Annotated in this window: 15 protein-coding genes; 3 read left to right on the forward strand and 12 right to left on the reverse strand. The window is 34.7% G+C overall.

Annotated elements, in window-relative coordinates; all coding sequences use genetic code 11:
- Nucleotides 1-29: 29 nt before the first annotated feature.
- The 3 genes from L3X39_RS00635 to ppgK all read left to right on the forward strand — a co-directional run bounded on the left by L3X39_RS00635 (nucleotide 30) and on the right by ppgK (nucleotide 3,402).
- Entirely contained in the window at nucleotides 30-1,208 is a 1,179-nt protein-coding gene (locus tag L3X39_RS00635) for a 2-isopropylmalate synthase (RefSeq protein WP_237229439.1), read from the forward strand.
- A 10-nt stretch (nucleotides 1,209-1,218) separates the two neighbouring features.
- Nucleotides 1,219-2,337: a 3-isopropylmalate dehydrogenase gene (gene leuB / locus L3X39_RS00640; RefSeq protein WP_237229440.1), complete on the forward strand. Its 1,119-nt coding sequence runs from the start codon at nucleotides 1,219-1,221 to the stop codon at nucleotides 2,335-2,337.
- A gap of 333 nt (nucleotides 2,338-2,670) precedes the next feature.
- Nucleotides 2,671-3,402 carry a polyphosphate--glucose phosphotransferase gene (gene ppgK, locus L3X39_RS00645; protein ID WP_237230625.1) on the forward strand — a complete coding sequence of 244 codons (732 nt, stop codon included), beginning with the start codon at nucleotides 2,671-2,673 and terminating at the stop codon, nucleotides 3,400-3,402.
- 13 nt (nucleotides 3,403-3,415) lie between these two features.
- Here the strand turns inward: ppgK and argH are convergent, their stop codons facing one another.
- The 12 genes from argH to L3X39_RS00705 all read right to left on the reverse strand — a co-directional run bounded on the left by argH (nucleotide 3,416) and on the right by L3X39_RS00705 (nucleotide 15,443).
- Entirely contained in the window at nucleotides 3,416-4,690 is a 1,275-nt protein-coding gene (gene argH, locus L3X39_RS00650; protein ID WP_237229441.1) for an argininosuccinate lyase, read from the reverse strand.
- A gap of 35 nt (nucleotides 4,691-4,725) precedes the next feature.
- Nucleotides 4,726-5,793 carry a M20 family metallo-hydrolase gene (locus tag L3X39_RS00655; protein WP_237229442.1) on the reverse strand — a complete coding sequence of 356 codons (1,068 nt, stop codon included), beginning with the start codon at nucleotides 5,791-5,793 and terminating at the stop codon, nucleotides 4,726-4,728.
- A 1-nt stretch (nucleotide 5,794) separates the two neighbouring features.
- Nucleotides 5,795-6,577 carry an acetylglutamate kinase gene (gene argB / locus L3X39_RS00660; protein ID WP_237229443.1) on the reverse strand — a complete coding sequence of 261 codons (783 nt, stop codon included), beginning with the start codon at nucleotides 6,575-6,577 and terminating at the stop codon, nucleotides 5,795-5,797.
- Complete coding sequence (locus L3X39_RS00665; RefSeq protein WP_237229444.1) at nucleotides 6,570-7,508, reverse strand: N-acetylornithine carbamoyltransferase; 939 nt, start codon at nucleotides 7,506-7,508, stop codon at nucleotides 6,570-6,572. Before L3X39_RS00665 ends, argB begins: the two co-directional genes overlap by 8 nt.
- Before the next feature lie 6 nt (nucleotides 7,509-7,514).
- Complete coding sequence (gene proB, locus L3X39_RS00670; RefSeq protein WP_237229445.1) at nucleotides 7,515-8,279, reverse strand: glutamate 5-kinase; 765 nt, start codon at nucleotides 8,277-8,279, stop codon at nucleotides 7,515-7,517.
- Between the two features lie 2 nt (nucleotides 8,280-8,281).
- On the reverse strand, nucleotides 8,282-9,478 hold the full coding sequence (locus L3X39_RS00675; RefSeq protein ID WP_237229446.1) for a glutamate-5-semialdehyde dehydrogenase: 1,197 nt from the start codon (nucleotides 9,476-9,478) through the stop codon (nucleotides 8,282-8,284).
- Nucleotides 9,479-9,481: 3 nt separating this feature from the next.
- Entirely contained in the window at nucleotides 9,482-10,606 is a 1,125-nt protein-coding gene (locus tag L3X39_RS00680; protein ID WP_237229447.1) for an aspartate aminotransferase family protein, read from the reverse strand.
- A 1-nt stretch (nucleotide 10,607) separates the two neighbouring features.
- Nucleotides 10,608-11,402, reverse strand: coding sequence for a pyrroline-5-carboxylate reductase (gene proC / locus L3X39_RS00685; protein WP_237229448.1), 795 nt, complete (start codon nucleotides 11,400-11,402; stop codon nucleotides 10,608-10,610).
- Nucleotides 11,403-11,437: 35 nt separating this feature from the next.
- Nucleotides 11,438-12,415 carry an N-acetyl-gamma-glutamyl-phosphate reductase gene (gene argC, locus L3X39_RS00690; RefSeq protein WP_237229449.1) on the reverse strand — a complete coding sequence of 326 codons (978 nt, stop codon included), beginning with the start codon at nucleotides 12,413-12,415 and terminating at the stop codon, nucleotides 11,438-11,440.
- Nucleotides 12,412-13,593, reverse strand: a complete 1,182-nt coding sequence (locus tag L3X39_RS00695; protein WP_237229450.1) for an argininosuccinate synthase — start codon at nucleotides 13,591-13,593, stop codon at nucleotides 12,412-12,414. The genes argC and L3X39_RS00695 overlap by 4 nt, the downstream gene beginning before the upstream one ends.
- Nucleotides 13,590-14,207 (reverse strand): GNAT family N-acetyltransferase, encoded by a 618-nt coding sequence (locus L3X39_RS00700; RefSeq protein WP_237229451.1) that lies wholly within the window; start codon nucleotides 14,205-14,207, stop codon nucleotides 13,590-13,592. The genes L3X39_RS00695 and L3X39_RS00700 overlap by 4 nt, the downstream gene beginning before the upstream one ends.
- A 489-nt stretch (nucleotides 14,208-14,696) precedes the next feature.
- Nucleotides 14,697-15,443, reverse strand: a complete 747-nt coding sequence (locus L3X39_RS00705) for a DUF1080 domain-containing protein (protein WP_237229452.1) — start codon at nucleotides 15,441-15,443, stop codon at nucleotides 14,697-14,699.
- Nucleotides 15,444-15,456 lie beyond the last annotated feature (13 nt).

Genomic DNA, 15,456 nt, shown 5'->3' on the forward strand with positions numbered 1-15,456 from the left:
TAGTACAATAAGAAAATATATTTTAATAAATGTCTGATAATAAGGTCCAAATTTTTGATACAACGCTAAGAGATGGTGAGCAGGTTCCTGGTTGTAAGCTAAATACCGAGCAAAAATTAATCATAGCAGAACAGCTTGATTTTTTAGGTGTTGATATTATTGAAGCTGGTTTTCCGGTATCGAGTCCTGGTGATTTTAAATCGGTTGAAGAAATTTCTAAAATTGTAAAAAATGCTACCGTTTGTGGTTTAACACGCTCGGTTGAAAACGATATAAAAGTAGCCGCTGAAGCCTTAAAATATGCTAAAAAAGCCAGAATACATACAGGTATAGGCACTTCAGATTCCCATATAAAACACAAGTTTAAATCCAACAAAGAAGCCATTATTGAGCGTGCGGTTAAAGCTGTTAGTTATGCTAAATCTTTTGTTGAAGATGTTGAGTTTTATGCAGAAGATGCTGGTAGAACAGACAATGAATATTTGGCACGAGTCTGTGAAGCGGTTATAAAAGCAGGAGCTACCGTATTAAACATTCCAGATACTACAGGCTATTGTTTACCACACGAATATGGTGCAAAAATTAAATACCTTAAAGAAAACGTAAAAGGTATTGAAAAAGCGATTTTATCTTGCCACTGCCATAACGATTTAGGTTTAGCCACTGCTAACTCTATTGAAGGTGTCATTAACGGTGCTCGCCAAATAGAATGTACTATTAACGGTATTGGAGAGCGCGCCGGAAATACGGCTTTAGAAGAAGTGGTAATGATATTAAAACAACATCCTTACTTAAATTTAGATACTGGTATTAAAACTGAAATGCTTTACGGCATTAGCCAGTTGGTATCAGACAGTATGGGTATTTACACGCAACCTAACAAAGCTATTGTAGGCGCCAATGCGTTTGCTCATAGCTCAGGAATCCATCAAGATGGTGTTATTAAAAACCGTGAAACTTACGAAATTATAGACCCAAAAGATGTAGGTGTAACCGAATCTGCTATTGTATTAACAGCGCGAAGTGGTCGCGCAGCATTAGCGTATAGAGCAAAAAATATAGGATACGAATTAACCAAACTTCAGTTAGATGAAATCTATACTAATTTTTTAGATTTTGCTGATAATAAAAAGGAAGTTGACGATAATGATATCCATCAAATAATAGAGAATAGCAAAGTGTATAAAGAAATCACTTCGGCTTCTTAATTTTATAGCCATGAAATTAAACATAGCTGTTTTACCAGGCGATGGTATAGGTCCAGAAGTTACAGCCCAAGCCGTTAAGGTTTTGAAGGCTGTTGCTATGGAATTTAATCACGTATTCACTTTTAATTATGGCTTAATTGGTGCTTCAGCTATCGAAAAATCAGGAAGTCCGCTTCCTGAAGAAACGATTAGTATTTGCGAAAAAGCAGATGCTATTTTGTTCGGAGCCATTGGTAAAACCTCATATGATTTAGATCCGAATGCTAAAGTACGACCAGAGCAAGGACTTTTAGGGCTTCGTAAAACATTGGATTTATATGCTAACATAAGACCTATTATAGCTTATGAAGATTTGTTAAATAAATCCTCGCTCAAAAAAAATCAAATAAAAGACACCAATATTTTAATTTATCGCGAATTAACAAGCGGTATTTATTTTGGTGAAAAAAAGTTGAGTGCAGACGGTAATAAAGCCTCAGATATTTGCGAATATACCCGCGAAGAAATCGAGCGTATTGCCCATTTAGCTTTTAAAGCAGCCCAAGCAAGAAAACGCAAATTAACCTTAGTTGATAAAGCTAACGTATTAGAAAGCTCTAGACTATGGCGACGTGTTGTATTAGAACTAGAACCGCAATATCCTAATGTAAAAACCGATTACATGTACATTGATAATGCGGCTATGGAACTTATTATCAACCCAAAACAGTTTGATGTTATTTTAACCGAAAACATGTTTGGAGATATTTTATCCGAAGAAGCCAGCGTTATAGTAGGCTCTATTGGTTTGTTAGCGTCGGCATCGCTTGGTAAGGATCATGCTATGTTCGAGCCTATACATGGGGCATACACCAAGGCAACCAACAAAGGTATTGCAAACCCAATAGCGTCTATTTTATCGGCAGCTATGTTGCTCGATCATTTTGGGTTAGATGATGAAGCTTCGCTTGTTAGACAAGGGGTAGATAAATCATTAAAGCTACACATTACCACACCCGATTTAAATACTAAATACGATAACATAAGCACCACAAAAGTTGGCGATTTTATCGAGGATTTTATTCATAATCCTGATGAAACCAACCTTAACTTTACCAACATACATTTAGGACAGTCCACTATTATTTAATTATTTGAGTTAGTCGTCAATATTATAGTACAGGAATCCTTAAAAGCGCATTTTGACCGATGCGCTTTTTTAATGCCCTTTCTTTTTTGGGCGTTACCCAAAAGGGTCGCGCTTTCTGCACTACACGGTAGTTTGCTTCAATCGCTAACGCAAGGGAGATTAGTTTGTTTGAGGAGTTTATTTAATATGTTGGTGCGCAGTTATTCAACCTATATTTTTCTATTTTTCCCACAAAATCAAGATAAATATTCCGATGTTAATGCGTCATTTTCAACTCATCAAAATCCACTAAAAAGATTTTTTTTACTTTTGAATCTCACACAAATTTTAAGCATGGAGGTTTTAGGAATAGATATTGGTGGTTCTGGAATGAAAGGTGGTTTAATCGATTCAACAACGGGTAACATGATTGGTGAACGGTTTAGGATTCCAACACCAAAATCTCGTAAACCTGATAAGATGGCGCAGGTATTTAAAGACATTGTAAATCATTTTGATTATAAAGGACCTGTTGGTTGCGGGTTTCCTAGCATCATAAAAAATGGAGTTTGTAAAGCGCCTGGGAACTTGCATCCCAATTGGTATAACACAAATGCCGAAACACTATTTTCCGAGGCTTGCGGATTACCAGTAACTGTTATTAATGATGCCGATGCTGCTGGTTATGCGGTTATGAATTATGGTATTGGAAAAGGCAATCAAGGGTTGGTAGTTATGATTACTATTGGCACCGGACTTGGTAGTGGCGTTTTTTTTAACGGAAAGCTTATTCCAAATTTTGAGTTAGGACAAATTCCTTATAAAAAATATAAAAAAATTGAAAGTTGGGCAGCGGCTTCTATCATGGAACGCGATAATTTAAGCTATAAAAAATGGGGAAAGCGCTTTAACACCTTTTTAGAGTTGGTAGAATTGCTTGTACACCCAGACCATATTATTTTGGGCGGTGGCACATCAAAAGATTTTGATTTGTTTAAAAAATACATCACCGTTCAAACCCCAGTTACGCCATCTCGTTTAGGTAATACTGCTGGCATTGTAGGTGCTGCTTGCGCCGTAATGTAATAAAACTAAAGGCTTATTTAGGAAACTTGGCTTTAATCTTATCTAAACTCAAATTATGAATACTCCCAACATGCGTGTGCTTTTTGGAGGTATCTGGTTTGTAAGTTCCATCTTGCACTTGTCCGCCAATTTTTTGATAAGCTTCTCTAAAACTCTGCCCTTGCACAACCAAGGTATTAATATTATCTACCGTAAAAAGGTATTTGTATTTATCATCGTTAATATCTATATCCTTAACAATAATTTGCTGAATGGAGTAATTAAAAATATCCAGGATGTCTTTTATATCTTCAAAAGCGGCAATCATATTTTCTTTTAACAACTGAAAATCCCTGTGATAACCACTTGGTAAATTGTTGGTTATCAAAATCATTTCGGTTTGTAACGCTTGTATTTTATTACACTTACCGCGAATCAGCTCAAACACATCTGGGTTCTTTTTATGTGGCATGATGCTACTACCTGTAGTCAATTCGTCTGGAAACGAAACAAAGCCAAAGTTCTGACTCATATACAAACATACATCCATGGCAAAACGTGCCAAAGTATTACTTAAACCACCTAATGCCGCCGCAATCGTACGCTCATTTTTACCGCGTCCCATTTGAGCTGCTACCACATTATATTTTAAAGTTGAAAAGCCCATTTCTTTGGTGGTCAATTCTCTGTCAATAGGAAAAGAACTTCCGTAACCTGCAGCAGATCCTAAGGGGTTTTGATCAACCGTTTGAATTGCCGCGTTTAATAAATATACGTCGTCAATCATCAATTCTGCATAGGCAGAAAACCACAACCCAAACGATGAGGGCATTGCCACTTGCAAATGCGTATATCCTGGGAGCACCTTGTCTTTATAAGTTTCAGCTAATTGAAGGAGTGTGTCGAATAGAGTATTTGTTTTCGCCTTAACTAAGCCTAAATTTTCCTTATAATATAATTGAAGTGCTACTAAAACTTGGTCGTTTCTGGAACGTGCTGTGTGGATTTTTTTTCCAACTTCACCTAGCTTTTTGGTAAGTTCATACTCAATTTTAGAGTGTACATCTTCAAATTGCTCATCAATCACAAAGGTACCTGCTTCAATTTGGTTTTCTAACATCCTTAACCCACTTAAAAGCTCTACCAATTCTTCCACTTTTATAATGCCCACTTTCTGAAGCATTTTAGCATGCGCTTTGGATGCAACAACATCGTATTTTGCTATATGAATATCAATATCTCGATCGTTGCCAACCGTAAATTGTTCTATTTTTTTATCGATTGATATGCCTTTATCCCAGAGTTTCATTTTAAAAATGTTTATTTGTTTATGCGTTGAATTGTTTAAACTACGACCCGATTTAACAATTCAACATATATTTTTATGCCTTCTTCAATTTCATTTATATAAATAAATTCGTCTGCCGAATGTGATCGTGTGCTATCACCAGGGCCTAACTTTAAGCTTGGGCAATATAATACTGCTTGATCCGATAAGGTTGGCGACCCATAAGTAGTTCTTCCTAATGAAATACCTGCTTTCACCAAATCGTGATTAACAGGAATAGATGATGAATTTAAACGTAAACTACGTGGTGTAATACTTGTGCATGGGGCTTTTTCTTGTAAAATTTTAGCAATTTCGGCGTTGCTATATGCATCGTTTACACGCACATCAATTACTAAATCTACATGACCTGGAACCACATTATGCTGAGACCCTGCACTTATTTGCGTAACCGTTAATTTTACATCGCCCAAAGCCTCCGAGCCTTTTTCAAACTTAAAATCTTTAAACCATTGCAAGACATCAATCGTATTGTAAATAGCATTATCATCGTTTGGATGCGCTGCATGACTTGGTGTACCTTCTACCACAGCATCAAAAACTACCAGTCCTTTTTCGGCAACTGCTAAATTCATTAAGGTTGGCTCTCCAACAATTGCCACATCCACTTTTGGAATGATGGAAAGCATACTGTTTAAACCGTTTGGTCCACTGCTTTCTTCTTCCGCAGAAGCGACAATAACCAAATTGTACTTTAAATTTTTGTGATTATAAAAATGTGTAAAAGTGGCAATTAATGACACCAAACAACCACCAGCATCATTACTCCCTAAACCGTATAATTTACCATCTTCTACAATAGCTTTAAATGGGTCTTTGGTGTAAGCCGAATTAGGTTTTACCGTATCATGATGCGAGTTTAATAGCAATGTAGGTTTGCCTTCTTCAAAGTATTTATTCGTTGCCCAAACATTGTTTTTAGTGCGCTTATATATTATTTGATGCTTTTTAAACCATGCCTCAATAAGTAACGCGGTTGGATCTTCTTCAGATGAGAATGACTGCGTTTCTATTAACTGTTTTAATAGTGTAATTGCATCGTTTGTTAATTCCTGTAGCGCCATATTACAATGTTATTCTTGTAAAATTATCATTTTCTTGGGTTAACATAGAGGTGTTTCCCATATTTATAGTTTTAACGCCATGTTTTAAAGCATCAAAACAGTTTTCTAATTTGGGTAGCATGCCGTCGGCAATGATTCCTTGTTCTAATAGTTCAGAATACACTTTAGAATCTATATGTTTTATAACCGAATTTTTATCGTTGATGTCTTTTAAAACGCCATTTAACTCAAAACAATAGTAAATGGATGTATCATAAAGTTCGCTCATACCTACCGCTACTTGCGATGTAATGGTATCGGCATTTGTATTTAATAATTGGCCGTTACCATCATGCGTAATAGCACAAAATACAGGTGTAAAATTGGCTTGAATTAATTTATCTATAGAATTATGCGCCACTTTTTTTACGTCACCCACAAATCCAAAATCAACCGTTTTTACTGGTCGTTTATCCGATACAATACTATTAATATCAGCTCCGGTTAAACCAATGGCATCAACCTGTAATGCTTGTAATTGTGCCACTATATTTTTATTTACTAACCCTCCGTAAACCATCGTAATAACTTCTAAGGTTTCGGCATCGGTAATACGTCTGCCGTCAATCATTTTAGATTTTATACCTAATTTTGAAGCTATTCTCGTAGCGCGTTTTCCTCCACCATGTACCAAAATTTTCTTTCCGGGTAGGTTAGAAAATAGTTTTAGAAATGCCTTAAGCAGCACATCATCTTCTATAATATTTCCCCCTATTTTTACTATGGATAGTTTTTCCTTAGACATGTTCTAATATTTTTTTCAACACCAATTGTGCTGCATAGGTTCGGTTATTAGCTTGTTTAATTACCAGCGAATTTTCACTATCTAAAACTGCATCTTCAACTACTACATTTCGTCTTACAGGTAAACAATGCATAAACTTAGCACCTGCTAATTTTTCTTTAGTTATCATCCAATTAGGGTCTGTATTAATTACTTTTCCGTAATCTTCATACGAACTCCAGTTTTTCACATAAACAAAATCGGCATTTTTAAAGGCTTCTTCCTGATTATGAATAATTGGTGTACTACCCGTTATTTCAGGATTTAAATTATACCCTTTTGGGTTCGTAATAACAAAATCAACATCCATTTTTTGCATTGCTTGGGTAAAGCTATTAGCTACTGCGTGCGGCAACGCTTTAATGTGTGGTGCCCAACTTAAAACAACTTTTGGCTTTGCTTTTTTGGTGAATTCTGATATCGTAATAGCATCCGTTAAACCTTGCAAAGGATGACCTGTGGCACTCTCCATATTAACAATAGGAACCGAAGCATATTTTACAAAGGCTTTTAGAACCTGTTCACTTTCGTCTTTTTCCTTATCGATTAATGTTGGGAATGCTCTTACAGCGATAATATCGCAATATTGAGAAACCACCGCAGCAGCTTCTTTAATATGTTCTGCAGTGTTACCATTCATAACGGTACCATCACCAAATTCAATACCCCAAGCATCTCCTGAAACATTCATTACAATGGGATCCATTCCTAAATTTAATGCCGCTTTTTGGGTGCTTAACCTTGTACGTAAACTAGAATTAAAAAACAATAAACCTAAGGTTTTATGCTTTCCTAAATTAATATGTTTAAGCGGATTTGCTTTTAAATCCTTTGCTTCCTCAATCCAAGAATGGATATTGTCTATATCATGTATGGAGGTGTAATTCTTCATCTTAAACTATTTTATTCTGGTAAACGGCACGGTATTTTTCATAGCATTTAATATAAAATTATCTTCCAAACCGTTAACTATCCACGTTTCAATATTTACTTTTTTTGTTAATGCTGCGGCTTCAATTTTAGATTGCATACCACCACTACCATGAGTGGACTTGGAATTGACAACTTGATTTAATAAAACTTCAAAATCCTCTACCAATTCAATGGTTTTAGGAGCCCTTTTTTCTATAGACTCCTTGGTATAAATACCATTTGTATTTGTAGCAATAATAAACAAATCCACCTCTAAAAGTGACGCTGTTAAAGCCCCTAATTTATCGTTATCGCCAAATTGAATTTCGTCAGTTGCAACTGTATCATTTTCATTAATTATTGGAATGTAATTATTGTTTACCAACACATTAATTGTGTTTACAATATTGGTTTTACTTTCTTTCTTTTCAAAATCGGAATAAGACAATAAACATTGAGAACTTAAAAGCCCGTATTCTCTAAAAATCTCTTGGTAAATACGTATTAGATGAGGCTGCCCAATAGATGCCAGTGCTTGTTTTACAAATACCCCATCCGCTTTACTTTCAAGCTTTACAAATTGTTTCGCTACCGCAATAGCACCAGAGCTAACAATAATAAACTCATAAGCATCTTGAAGTTGCGCTATTTGGCTAGCGATATCTTCGATTTTACCCCTTGAAATATTATCGGTTTCTTTGGTAAGCGTATTCGATCCAACTTTTAGTAATATGCGTTTTTTCTTTTGCATGGTTATCGTATTTGCCCATTTCCATGAATATACCATTTATTCGTTACCAAATGCTGTAAACCAATTGGTCCGCGTTGGTGTAATTTATCCGTACTAATAGCCAATTCGCCACCTAACCCTAACTGACCTCCATCGGTAAATCGTGTAGATGCATTATGATATACTGCAGCGGTATCGATATTTTCCATGAAGGTTTTAGCTTTAGCTTCATTCGTTGTAATGATAGATGCAGAATGTCCACCGGAATATGTGTTTATCATAGCAATAGCATCTTCAGTTGATTCAATTTCACCAATAACTATTTTATAATCTAAAAACTCTTCATACCAAATATCATTAGATTGGATTTTCTCAACACCTTTATACTTTGATAAAGAATCTTCACCTAAAATTTCAACATCAAATTCTTTTAATTTAGAAATTAGAGTGGTTATAAATTCCGGCTTATTAGAAATGTTTTTATCAATTAAAACCTTGTCTAAAGCGTTACACGCCGATATTTTTGCTGTTTTAGCATTGATAATGACCTTTAAAGCTAAATCTACATCGGCATCCTTTTCAACAAAAACAAAATTGTTCCCTCTACCGCTAACGATAACTGGACAGGTAGCGTGTTGCTTCACAAAAGCGATCAAACGCTCACCACCTCGTGGCACAATTAAATCTACTTTTTGAGTCGGATTTTCTAAAAAGGCTTGTGTCTCAGTTCTGTTAAACTGTAGATATTCAACCCAATCGGTTGAAGCCTTTTCTTCCTTTAGAGCTTGATGCCAAAGTTCGACGATTTTTAAATTTGATTTTAAAGACTCTTTTCCGCCTTTAAGTAATATTTTGTTTCCCGATTTAAAGGCAATTCCTGCTGCTTCGACAGTAACATCCGGACGTGATTCATAAATAATTAACACCGTTCCGAACGATGCTGTTTTATTATAAACTTGCATGCCGTTGTCGTGCTTAAAACTAAATCTTTCAACGCCTACCGGATCATCTTGCGAAGCCAGATGTTTAGAAGCAGCAATCATTTCGTCCACTTTAGAATCATCTACTTTCAAGCGATCAAACATAGAAATATCATCGCCCTTATAAGCTTCCAAATCGGTTTTATTAATTTCAATTATGGTTTTCCTTTCTTCATCCAAAAGCTTAGCCATTTTTAATAAAACAGCATTTCTAGTTTCTATGGATAGTAATGTATTCATTTACTAAAGCACTTTTTTTAAGGCATCAAAAAACTGATCGATATGTGTTTTTTTGATTGTTAACGGAGGTAAAATTCTAATAAGCTTTTTATTAGATGCCCCACCTGTAAAAATATGATGGTCGTAAATTAATTTTTTTCTAAGTTCACCCACTTCAAAATCGAATTCTAAACCGATCATTAATCCTTTTCCTTTAATATTTTTTATCTGTGGAATTGATTTTGCTTTTGTAATAAAATATGCTGAAATTTCGTTAACATTATCAATAAGCTTTTCCTCTTCAATAGTATTTAAAACGGCTAATCCAGCTGCACAAGCCAAATGATTTCCTCCAAAGGTAGTACCTAGCATGCCATGTTTAGCTTCAATTTCTGGGTGAATTAAAATCCCGCCTACAGGAAATCCATTCCCCATGCCTTTTGCTATAGAAATAATATCTGGTGTTACATTGTAATGTTGAAACGCAAAGAATTTCCCTGAACGTCCGTAACCTGATTGCACCTCATCTGCAATAAACATAGTGTTGTTCGTCTTACAAAGCGCAAATACCTGTTCATAAAAATCAGCAGTTGCTTGATCTAACCCACCAACACCTTGAATAAACTCAATAATAACGGCACAGACATCGCCCTTTTCTAATTCATTTTTTACACCCAAAATATCATTAAGCTCCAGAATAGTAACTTTTTGTTGGGCATTAATAGGTGCAATAATATTTGGGTTATCTGTTGCTGCTACTGCTGCCGATGTTCTTCCGTGAAATCCATTTTTAAATGCAACAACACGTGATTTACCCGTTTTAAATGAGGCTAACTTTAAAGCATTTTCGTTGGCTTCAGCTCCTGAATTACACAAAAACAATTCATAATCTTTACAGCCCGAAAGTGTTTCTAGTTTATTTGCCAACTCCACTTGCAATGGATTTTGAATAGCATTTGAATAGAACCCAAGTTTTGAAACTTGATTGGTAACAGCCTTTACATAATTAGGGTGCGAATGTCCGATTGAAATTACGGCGTGCCCTCCATAAAGGTCTAAATACTCCGTTCCATTTTCGTCATAAACATGAATATCTTTACCCGAAACTGGCGTTACATTATATAATGGATAAACGTCAAATAATGGCATTTTAACTTTTTTTGATTTGATTAATTTTTTCAAATGAAGCAACAATCCCCTGAATTAATGCAGAACTTAACCCTTGATGCTCCATCGCATTTAATCCTTCAATGGTGCATCCACTTGGGGTTGTTACGCGGTCTATTTCCTGTTCTGGATGTCTGCCCGATTCAATTAACAAACTTGCGGCTCCATAACAAGTTTGTGTAGCCAGTTGATGTGCTTGTTCTGCTTCAAAACCTAATTGTATAGCACCTTGGGTAGTGGCACGTACCAATCGCATCCAAAATGCAATACCACTAGCACATATGACTGTAGCAGCTTGGATTAATTCCTCTGGAATTATTAATGTCGTTCCTAATTGGTTAAATATTTTTTGCGCCAATTCAATCTTTCCATTTCCTTTATCGTTTGCTGCCAAACAAGTCATTGATTTCCTAATTGAAATAGCTGTATTAGGCATCACACGAATAATATTTTTATCACTTCCTATAATGCTTTCTATCTTCGAAATTTCAAATCCAGCAGCAACTGACATTACCACATGATCGTTGGTAATATGTGATGACACGCTTTCCAAAACCTTTTCAATATGGCGCGGTTGTAAAGCAAAAATTAAGATGTCGGAAGCCTTAACAGCTTCAATATTATCACTAGTAACTGTTACGTAGTCCTCATTAACAAAGTCTTTTACAGCTGCAGTATTTTTATCACTCAAATACAACGAAGTAAATAATTTGTGGTTTATAATCCCCTTTGCTATAGAACTCCCTAAATTCCCTGTACCTATTATGGCTATTTTCATTTTTAGTTGTTTGTTATTGGTTGCTAGTTGTTGGATTAAAAATAAGTCGCTTTTAAATGCAACCCTGTTGTTTCTTTCAAACCGAACATTAAATTCATGTTTTGAATAGCTTGTCCCGAAGCGCCTTTCAATAAATTATCTATAATACTAGTTACTAACAATTTATCATTGTGTTTATGTAAATGAATTAAGCACTTATTAGTATTTACCACTTGCTTTAAATGCAATGCTGCATCTGAAACAAAAGTAAATTCAGCATCGTTGTAAAATGATTTATAAATAGATTTAGCCTCTTCGACTGGCGCCTCAAAATCAGTATAAACTGTCGCAAAAATTCCTCTAGAAAAATTACCTCTATTAGGCATAAACAAAATCTCAGACGAAAAGCTATTTTGCAACTGTTTTACCGACTGATTAATTTCACCTAAATGCTGATGCGTAAAAGGTTTGTAGTACGAAAAATTATTGTCTCTCCAAGTAAAATGTGTGGTTTCAGATAATGAAACACCTGCTCCTGTTGCTCCTGTTACTGCATTTACATGAACATCGTTTCCTATTAAATTTTTATCAGCTAGCGGCAACAATGCTAACTGAATAGCCGTAGCAAAACACCCAGGATTCGCTATATAATTTGCTTTTTTTATAGCCTCTCTTTGCAACTCGGGTAAACCGTAAATAAATGTTTTCCCTTTAAATACTTTATCTTTTTCTAACCTAAAATCGTTGCCTAAATCAATTATTTTAGTTTTCTCTGAAAAACTATTTACCTCTAAAAACTTAACTGAATTCCCATGTCCTAAACACAGAAATAAAACATCAACCTTTGAATTTATAGTGTCTGTAAATTTTAAATCGATAGATCCAACTAAATCTTGATGTACTTTGCTTATTGCATTGCCTGCATTGGATGTACTGTATACAAAATTAATTTCCACATCAGGATGGTTAATCAGCAATCGTATTAACTCTCCGGCAGTATAACCTGCACCTCCAATAATTCCAACTTGTATCATGATTCTGAATTTACCTGTTGATATATCTTATTCTGATTTCCTAATATTTTTATAAATCCTTTAGCTTCATCGGCAGTCCATCCTTTATTTTCTTCACCATAACTACCAAATTTGGCACTCATTAAATCGTGCTTTGAAGAAATTCCATCTAATGAAAAATGGTAAGGTTTTAAAGTAACTGTAACATCTCCAGACACCTTGTCTTGACTGCTTTGTAAAAAGACTTCCATGTCTCGCATTACGGGGTCTAAATACTGTCCTTCATGTAAATGCATCCCATAAAAACTAGCTATATATTCTTTATGCTGCAATTGCCATTTAGTAAGTGTATGTTTTTCTAATAAATGATGTGCCTTTATAGTTATTAAGGCAGCAGCAGCTTCAAAACCTACACGCCCTTTTATACCAACAATAGTGTCACCGACATGAATATCTCTACCAATAGCATAAGCTGAAGCCAAATTATTTAAGGTTTCAATGTTTATTTCTGGATCATTTTCAATACCATTTACAGCAACTAATTCACCTTTCTTAAAGGTTAATTTAACCTTCTCTTCTTCGGCATGCTTTATTTGCGAGGGATATGCTTCACTAGGTAACGGCTTATCCGAAGTTAAAGTTTCTGAGCCTCCTACACTAGTTCCCCAAAGTCCTTTATTCACTGAGTATTTTGCTTTTTCCCAAGACATATCAATACCATTGACTTTTAAATAGTCAATCTCTTGTTGTCTTGTTAACTTTTCATCTCTTATAGGTGTTATAATCTTAATATTTGGAGCCAACGTTTGAAAAATCATATCAAAACGAACCTGATCGTTCCCAGCACCAGTACTACCATGAGCAATATACTCTGCCTCTATACTTTTTGCATACTCAATAATTTCAATAGCTTGAATAATACGTTCGGCACTTACCGATAATGGATATGTGTTATTTTTTAACACATTCCCAAAAACTAAATACTTCACTACTTTTTGGTAAAAAGTGGCAACAGCATCAATATTTTTATAGGTTGTAACACCCATATTGTAGGCGTTAGCTTCAATTTTATCTATTTCAGCCTTATTAAATCCTCCCGTATTGACGCTTACTGCATGAACTTCGTATTCTTTTGACAAACTTACAGCACAATATGAAGTATCTAATCCGCCACTATAGGCTATAACTAATTTTTTCATTTCTTATCTTTTTTTAAAAACATGGTTTCTTTAATATGTTTTAATCTATTAAAAACCTTTTCCTTTATTTTTTTAGGCTCCTTTTTTTCTGGTTTTGTAGGATCGTACAACATCCCTGTACACAAACACATTTTTCTATTAGTGCGTGTTAAAACATCGTAGTTTTTGCAGGTTTGACATCCATCCCAAAACGTTGGGTCGTCAGTCAATTCAGAAAAAGTAACCGGTTTGTATCCTAAATCACTGTTCATTTTCATAACAGCTAAGCCTGTTGTAATACTAAACACTTTAGCGTCAGGAAACTTTGTTCTAGAATGTTCAAAAACCTTATGCTTAATTTTTTTTGCAAGACCACCACCTCGATAATCAGGATGCACAATGAGCCCTGAGTTCGCAACAAACTTACCATGACCCCATCTTTCTATATAACAAAACCCTGCAAACTTATCACCATCTAAAGCAATAACTGCATTTTGATTTTCCATTTTCGTTGCTATATATTCTGGAGTACGTCTGGCAATACCTGTTCCCCTAACAGCTGCAGATTCTGCGATAGTTTCGCAAATAATTTCAGCGTATTTTATATGTGATTTATCGGCTATTATAACCTTCATTTCTTAATTTAATATGATATAATAATTATTAATATTTTTTTTAATCTGAACTCAACTCATCTAATTCAATAAAATTACAACACACCCTTACGGGCGACGAATATATTTAGGTCGCAGGTAAAAGTTGTTTATTAAAAAACTAACTATATTTTGAAATGTTATTGAAAAAATTTTGGACACTCTTAAAAAATTAAAATTACGTTTAGGTTATACTGCTAAAATGAGATTAGTAGCGGCGGCGAAAGCGCACGGGAAAACCGGGAACTGTACAACGTATTTTATTTTTTAAATTTTTCATAATGTAAAACTATAATATTATTTAATATAACTAATCAATTGATATTGATTTTTTAGAAAAATTATTAATTTTTAATAATATTTTACTATTTATTATGAATAATGCGCTATTTAAGTTGACTATTTATTATTTAAAAAAAATAGAGCAGTCCAATGAACTACTCTATTTTTAAAATTTTACAATATAGAATCTTACAGATTTCTGATTTTTATATTTCTATACCAAACTTTATCGGAGTGGTCTTGCAAACCAATGTGTCCTGTTTGGTGTTTACCAAATCCTTCCCATCCTTTAAACTTAGAGTTTTCAACTAAAGCATCCCATGCTTCACCATGCACCGGGAAGCTCACAATTTTAGTTCCGTTTAAAGTTACTGAGCCTTCATTTGTTTTATGATTTACACTTAAAACACAATGATTCCATTCTCCCGCTGGTTTACAAACGTCTTGTTCTGGCTGAACCAAATCATAAAGCGCACCTGCTTGATGAAATTTTGGGTTTGCCTTTGCATCAGGGTGACGCTCATTATCTAATACCTGAATTTCTGGTCCTGTTTGATAGGCTTCATTAAATTTTTCATCTTCATAAACACCAAAGAAAATTCCGCTATTACCTCCTTCAGATATTTTCCACTCCAATGATAATTCAAAATTTGTAAACGTATCTCTGGTTATAATATTTTTACCACCTTCTTCACCTGGAGTAAACATCATAGCTCCATCTTCAATAGTCCATTCTGGATACATTTCATCTTTTAAATATCCGCGCCATTTGTCAAAATTTGTACCATCAAAAAGATATACCCAATCTGCATCATTTTCAACTTCAACTTCAGTGTTTACCTCTATGTCCTCTTCGGCTTGCGCAGATTCTTTTGTTTTGTCTTTGCACGCTGTAAAAGCTACAGCAACAACAACGAATAAAATTAATTTTTTCATTTTTAAATATTAA

It is taken from the genome of Flaviramulus multivorans (genome assembly GCF_021728415.1).
Lineage (GTDB): Bacteria > Bacteroidota > Bacteroidia > Flavobacteriales > Flavobacteriaceae > Sabulilitoribacter > Sabulilitoribacter multivorans.

What these genes read in the sequence shown, in the direction of transcription:
- proC (WP_237229448.1), bottom strand. Translation starts at nt 11,402, where the DNA reads ATGAAAATAGCCATAATAGGTACAGGGAATTTAGGGAGTTCTATAGCA.
- leuB (WP_237229440.1), top strand. Translation starts at nt 1,219, where the DNA reads ATGAAATTAAACATAGCTGTTTTACCAGGCGATGGTATAGGTCCAGAA.
- L3X39_RS00665 (WP_237229444.1), bottom strand. Translation starts at nt 7,508, where the DNA reads ATGAAGAATTACACCTCCATACATGATATAGACAATATCCATTCTTGG.
- L3X39_RS00635 (WP_237229439.1), top strand. Translation starts at nt 30, where the DNA reads ATGTCTGATAATAAGGTCCAAATTTTTGATACAACGCTAAGAGATGGT.
- L3X39_RS00700 (WP_237229451.1), bottom strand. Translation starts at nt 14,207, where the DNA reads ATGAAGGTTATAATAGCCGATAAATCACATATAAAATACGCTGAAATT.
- argH (WP_237229441.1), bottom strand. Translation starts at nt 4,690, where the DNA reads ATGAAACTCTGGGATAAAGGCATATCAATCGATAAAAAAATAGAACAA.
- L3X39_RS00695 (WP_237229450.1), bottom strand. Translation starts at nt 13,593, where the DNA reads ATGAAAAAATTAGTTATAGCCTATAGTGGCGGATTAGATACTTCATAT.
- L3X39_RS00675 (WP_237229446.1), bottom strand. Translation starts at nt 9,478, where the DNA reads ATGAATACATTACTATCCATAGAAACTAGAAATGCTGTTTTATTAAAA.
- proB (WP_237229445.1), bottom strand. Translation starts at nt 8,279, where the DNA reads ATGCAAAAGAAAAAACGCATATTACTAAAAGTTGGATCGAATACGCTT.
- ppgK (WP_237230625.1), top strand. Translation starts at nt 2,671, where the DNA reads ATGGAGGTTTTAGGAATAGATATTGGTGGTTCTGGAATGAAAGGTGGT.
- L3X39_RS00655 (WP_237229442.1), bottom strand. Translation starts at nt 5,793, where the DNA reads ATGGCGCTACAGGAATTAACAAACGATGCAATTACACTATTAAAACAG.
- L3X39_RS00680 (WP_237229447.1), bottom strand. Translation starts at nt 10,606, where the DNA reads ATGCCATTATTTGACGTTTATCCATTATATAATGTAACGCCAGTTTCG.
- L3X39_RS00705 (WP_237229452.1), bottom strand. Translation starts at nt 15,443, where the DNA reads ATGAAAAAATTAATTTTATTCGTTGTTGTTGCTGTAGCTTTTACAGCG.
- argB (WP_237229443.1), bottom strand. Translation starts at nt 6,577, where the DNA reads ATGTCTAAGGAAAAACTATCCATAGTAAAAATAGGGGGAAATATTATA.
- argC (WP_237229449.1), bottom strand. Translation starts at nt 12,415, where the DNA reads ATGATACAAGTTGGAATTATTGGAGGTGCAGGTTATACTGCCGGAGAG.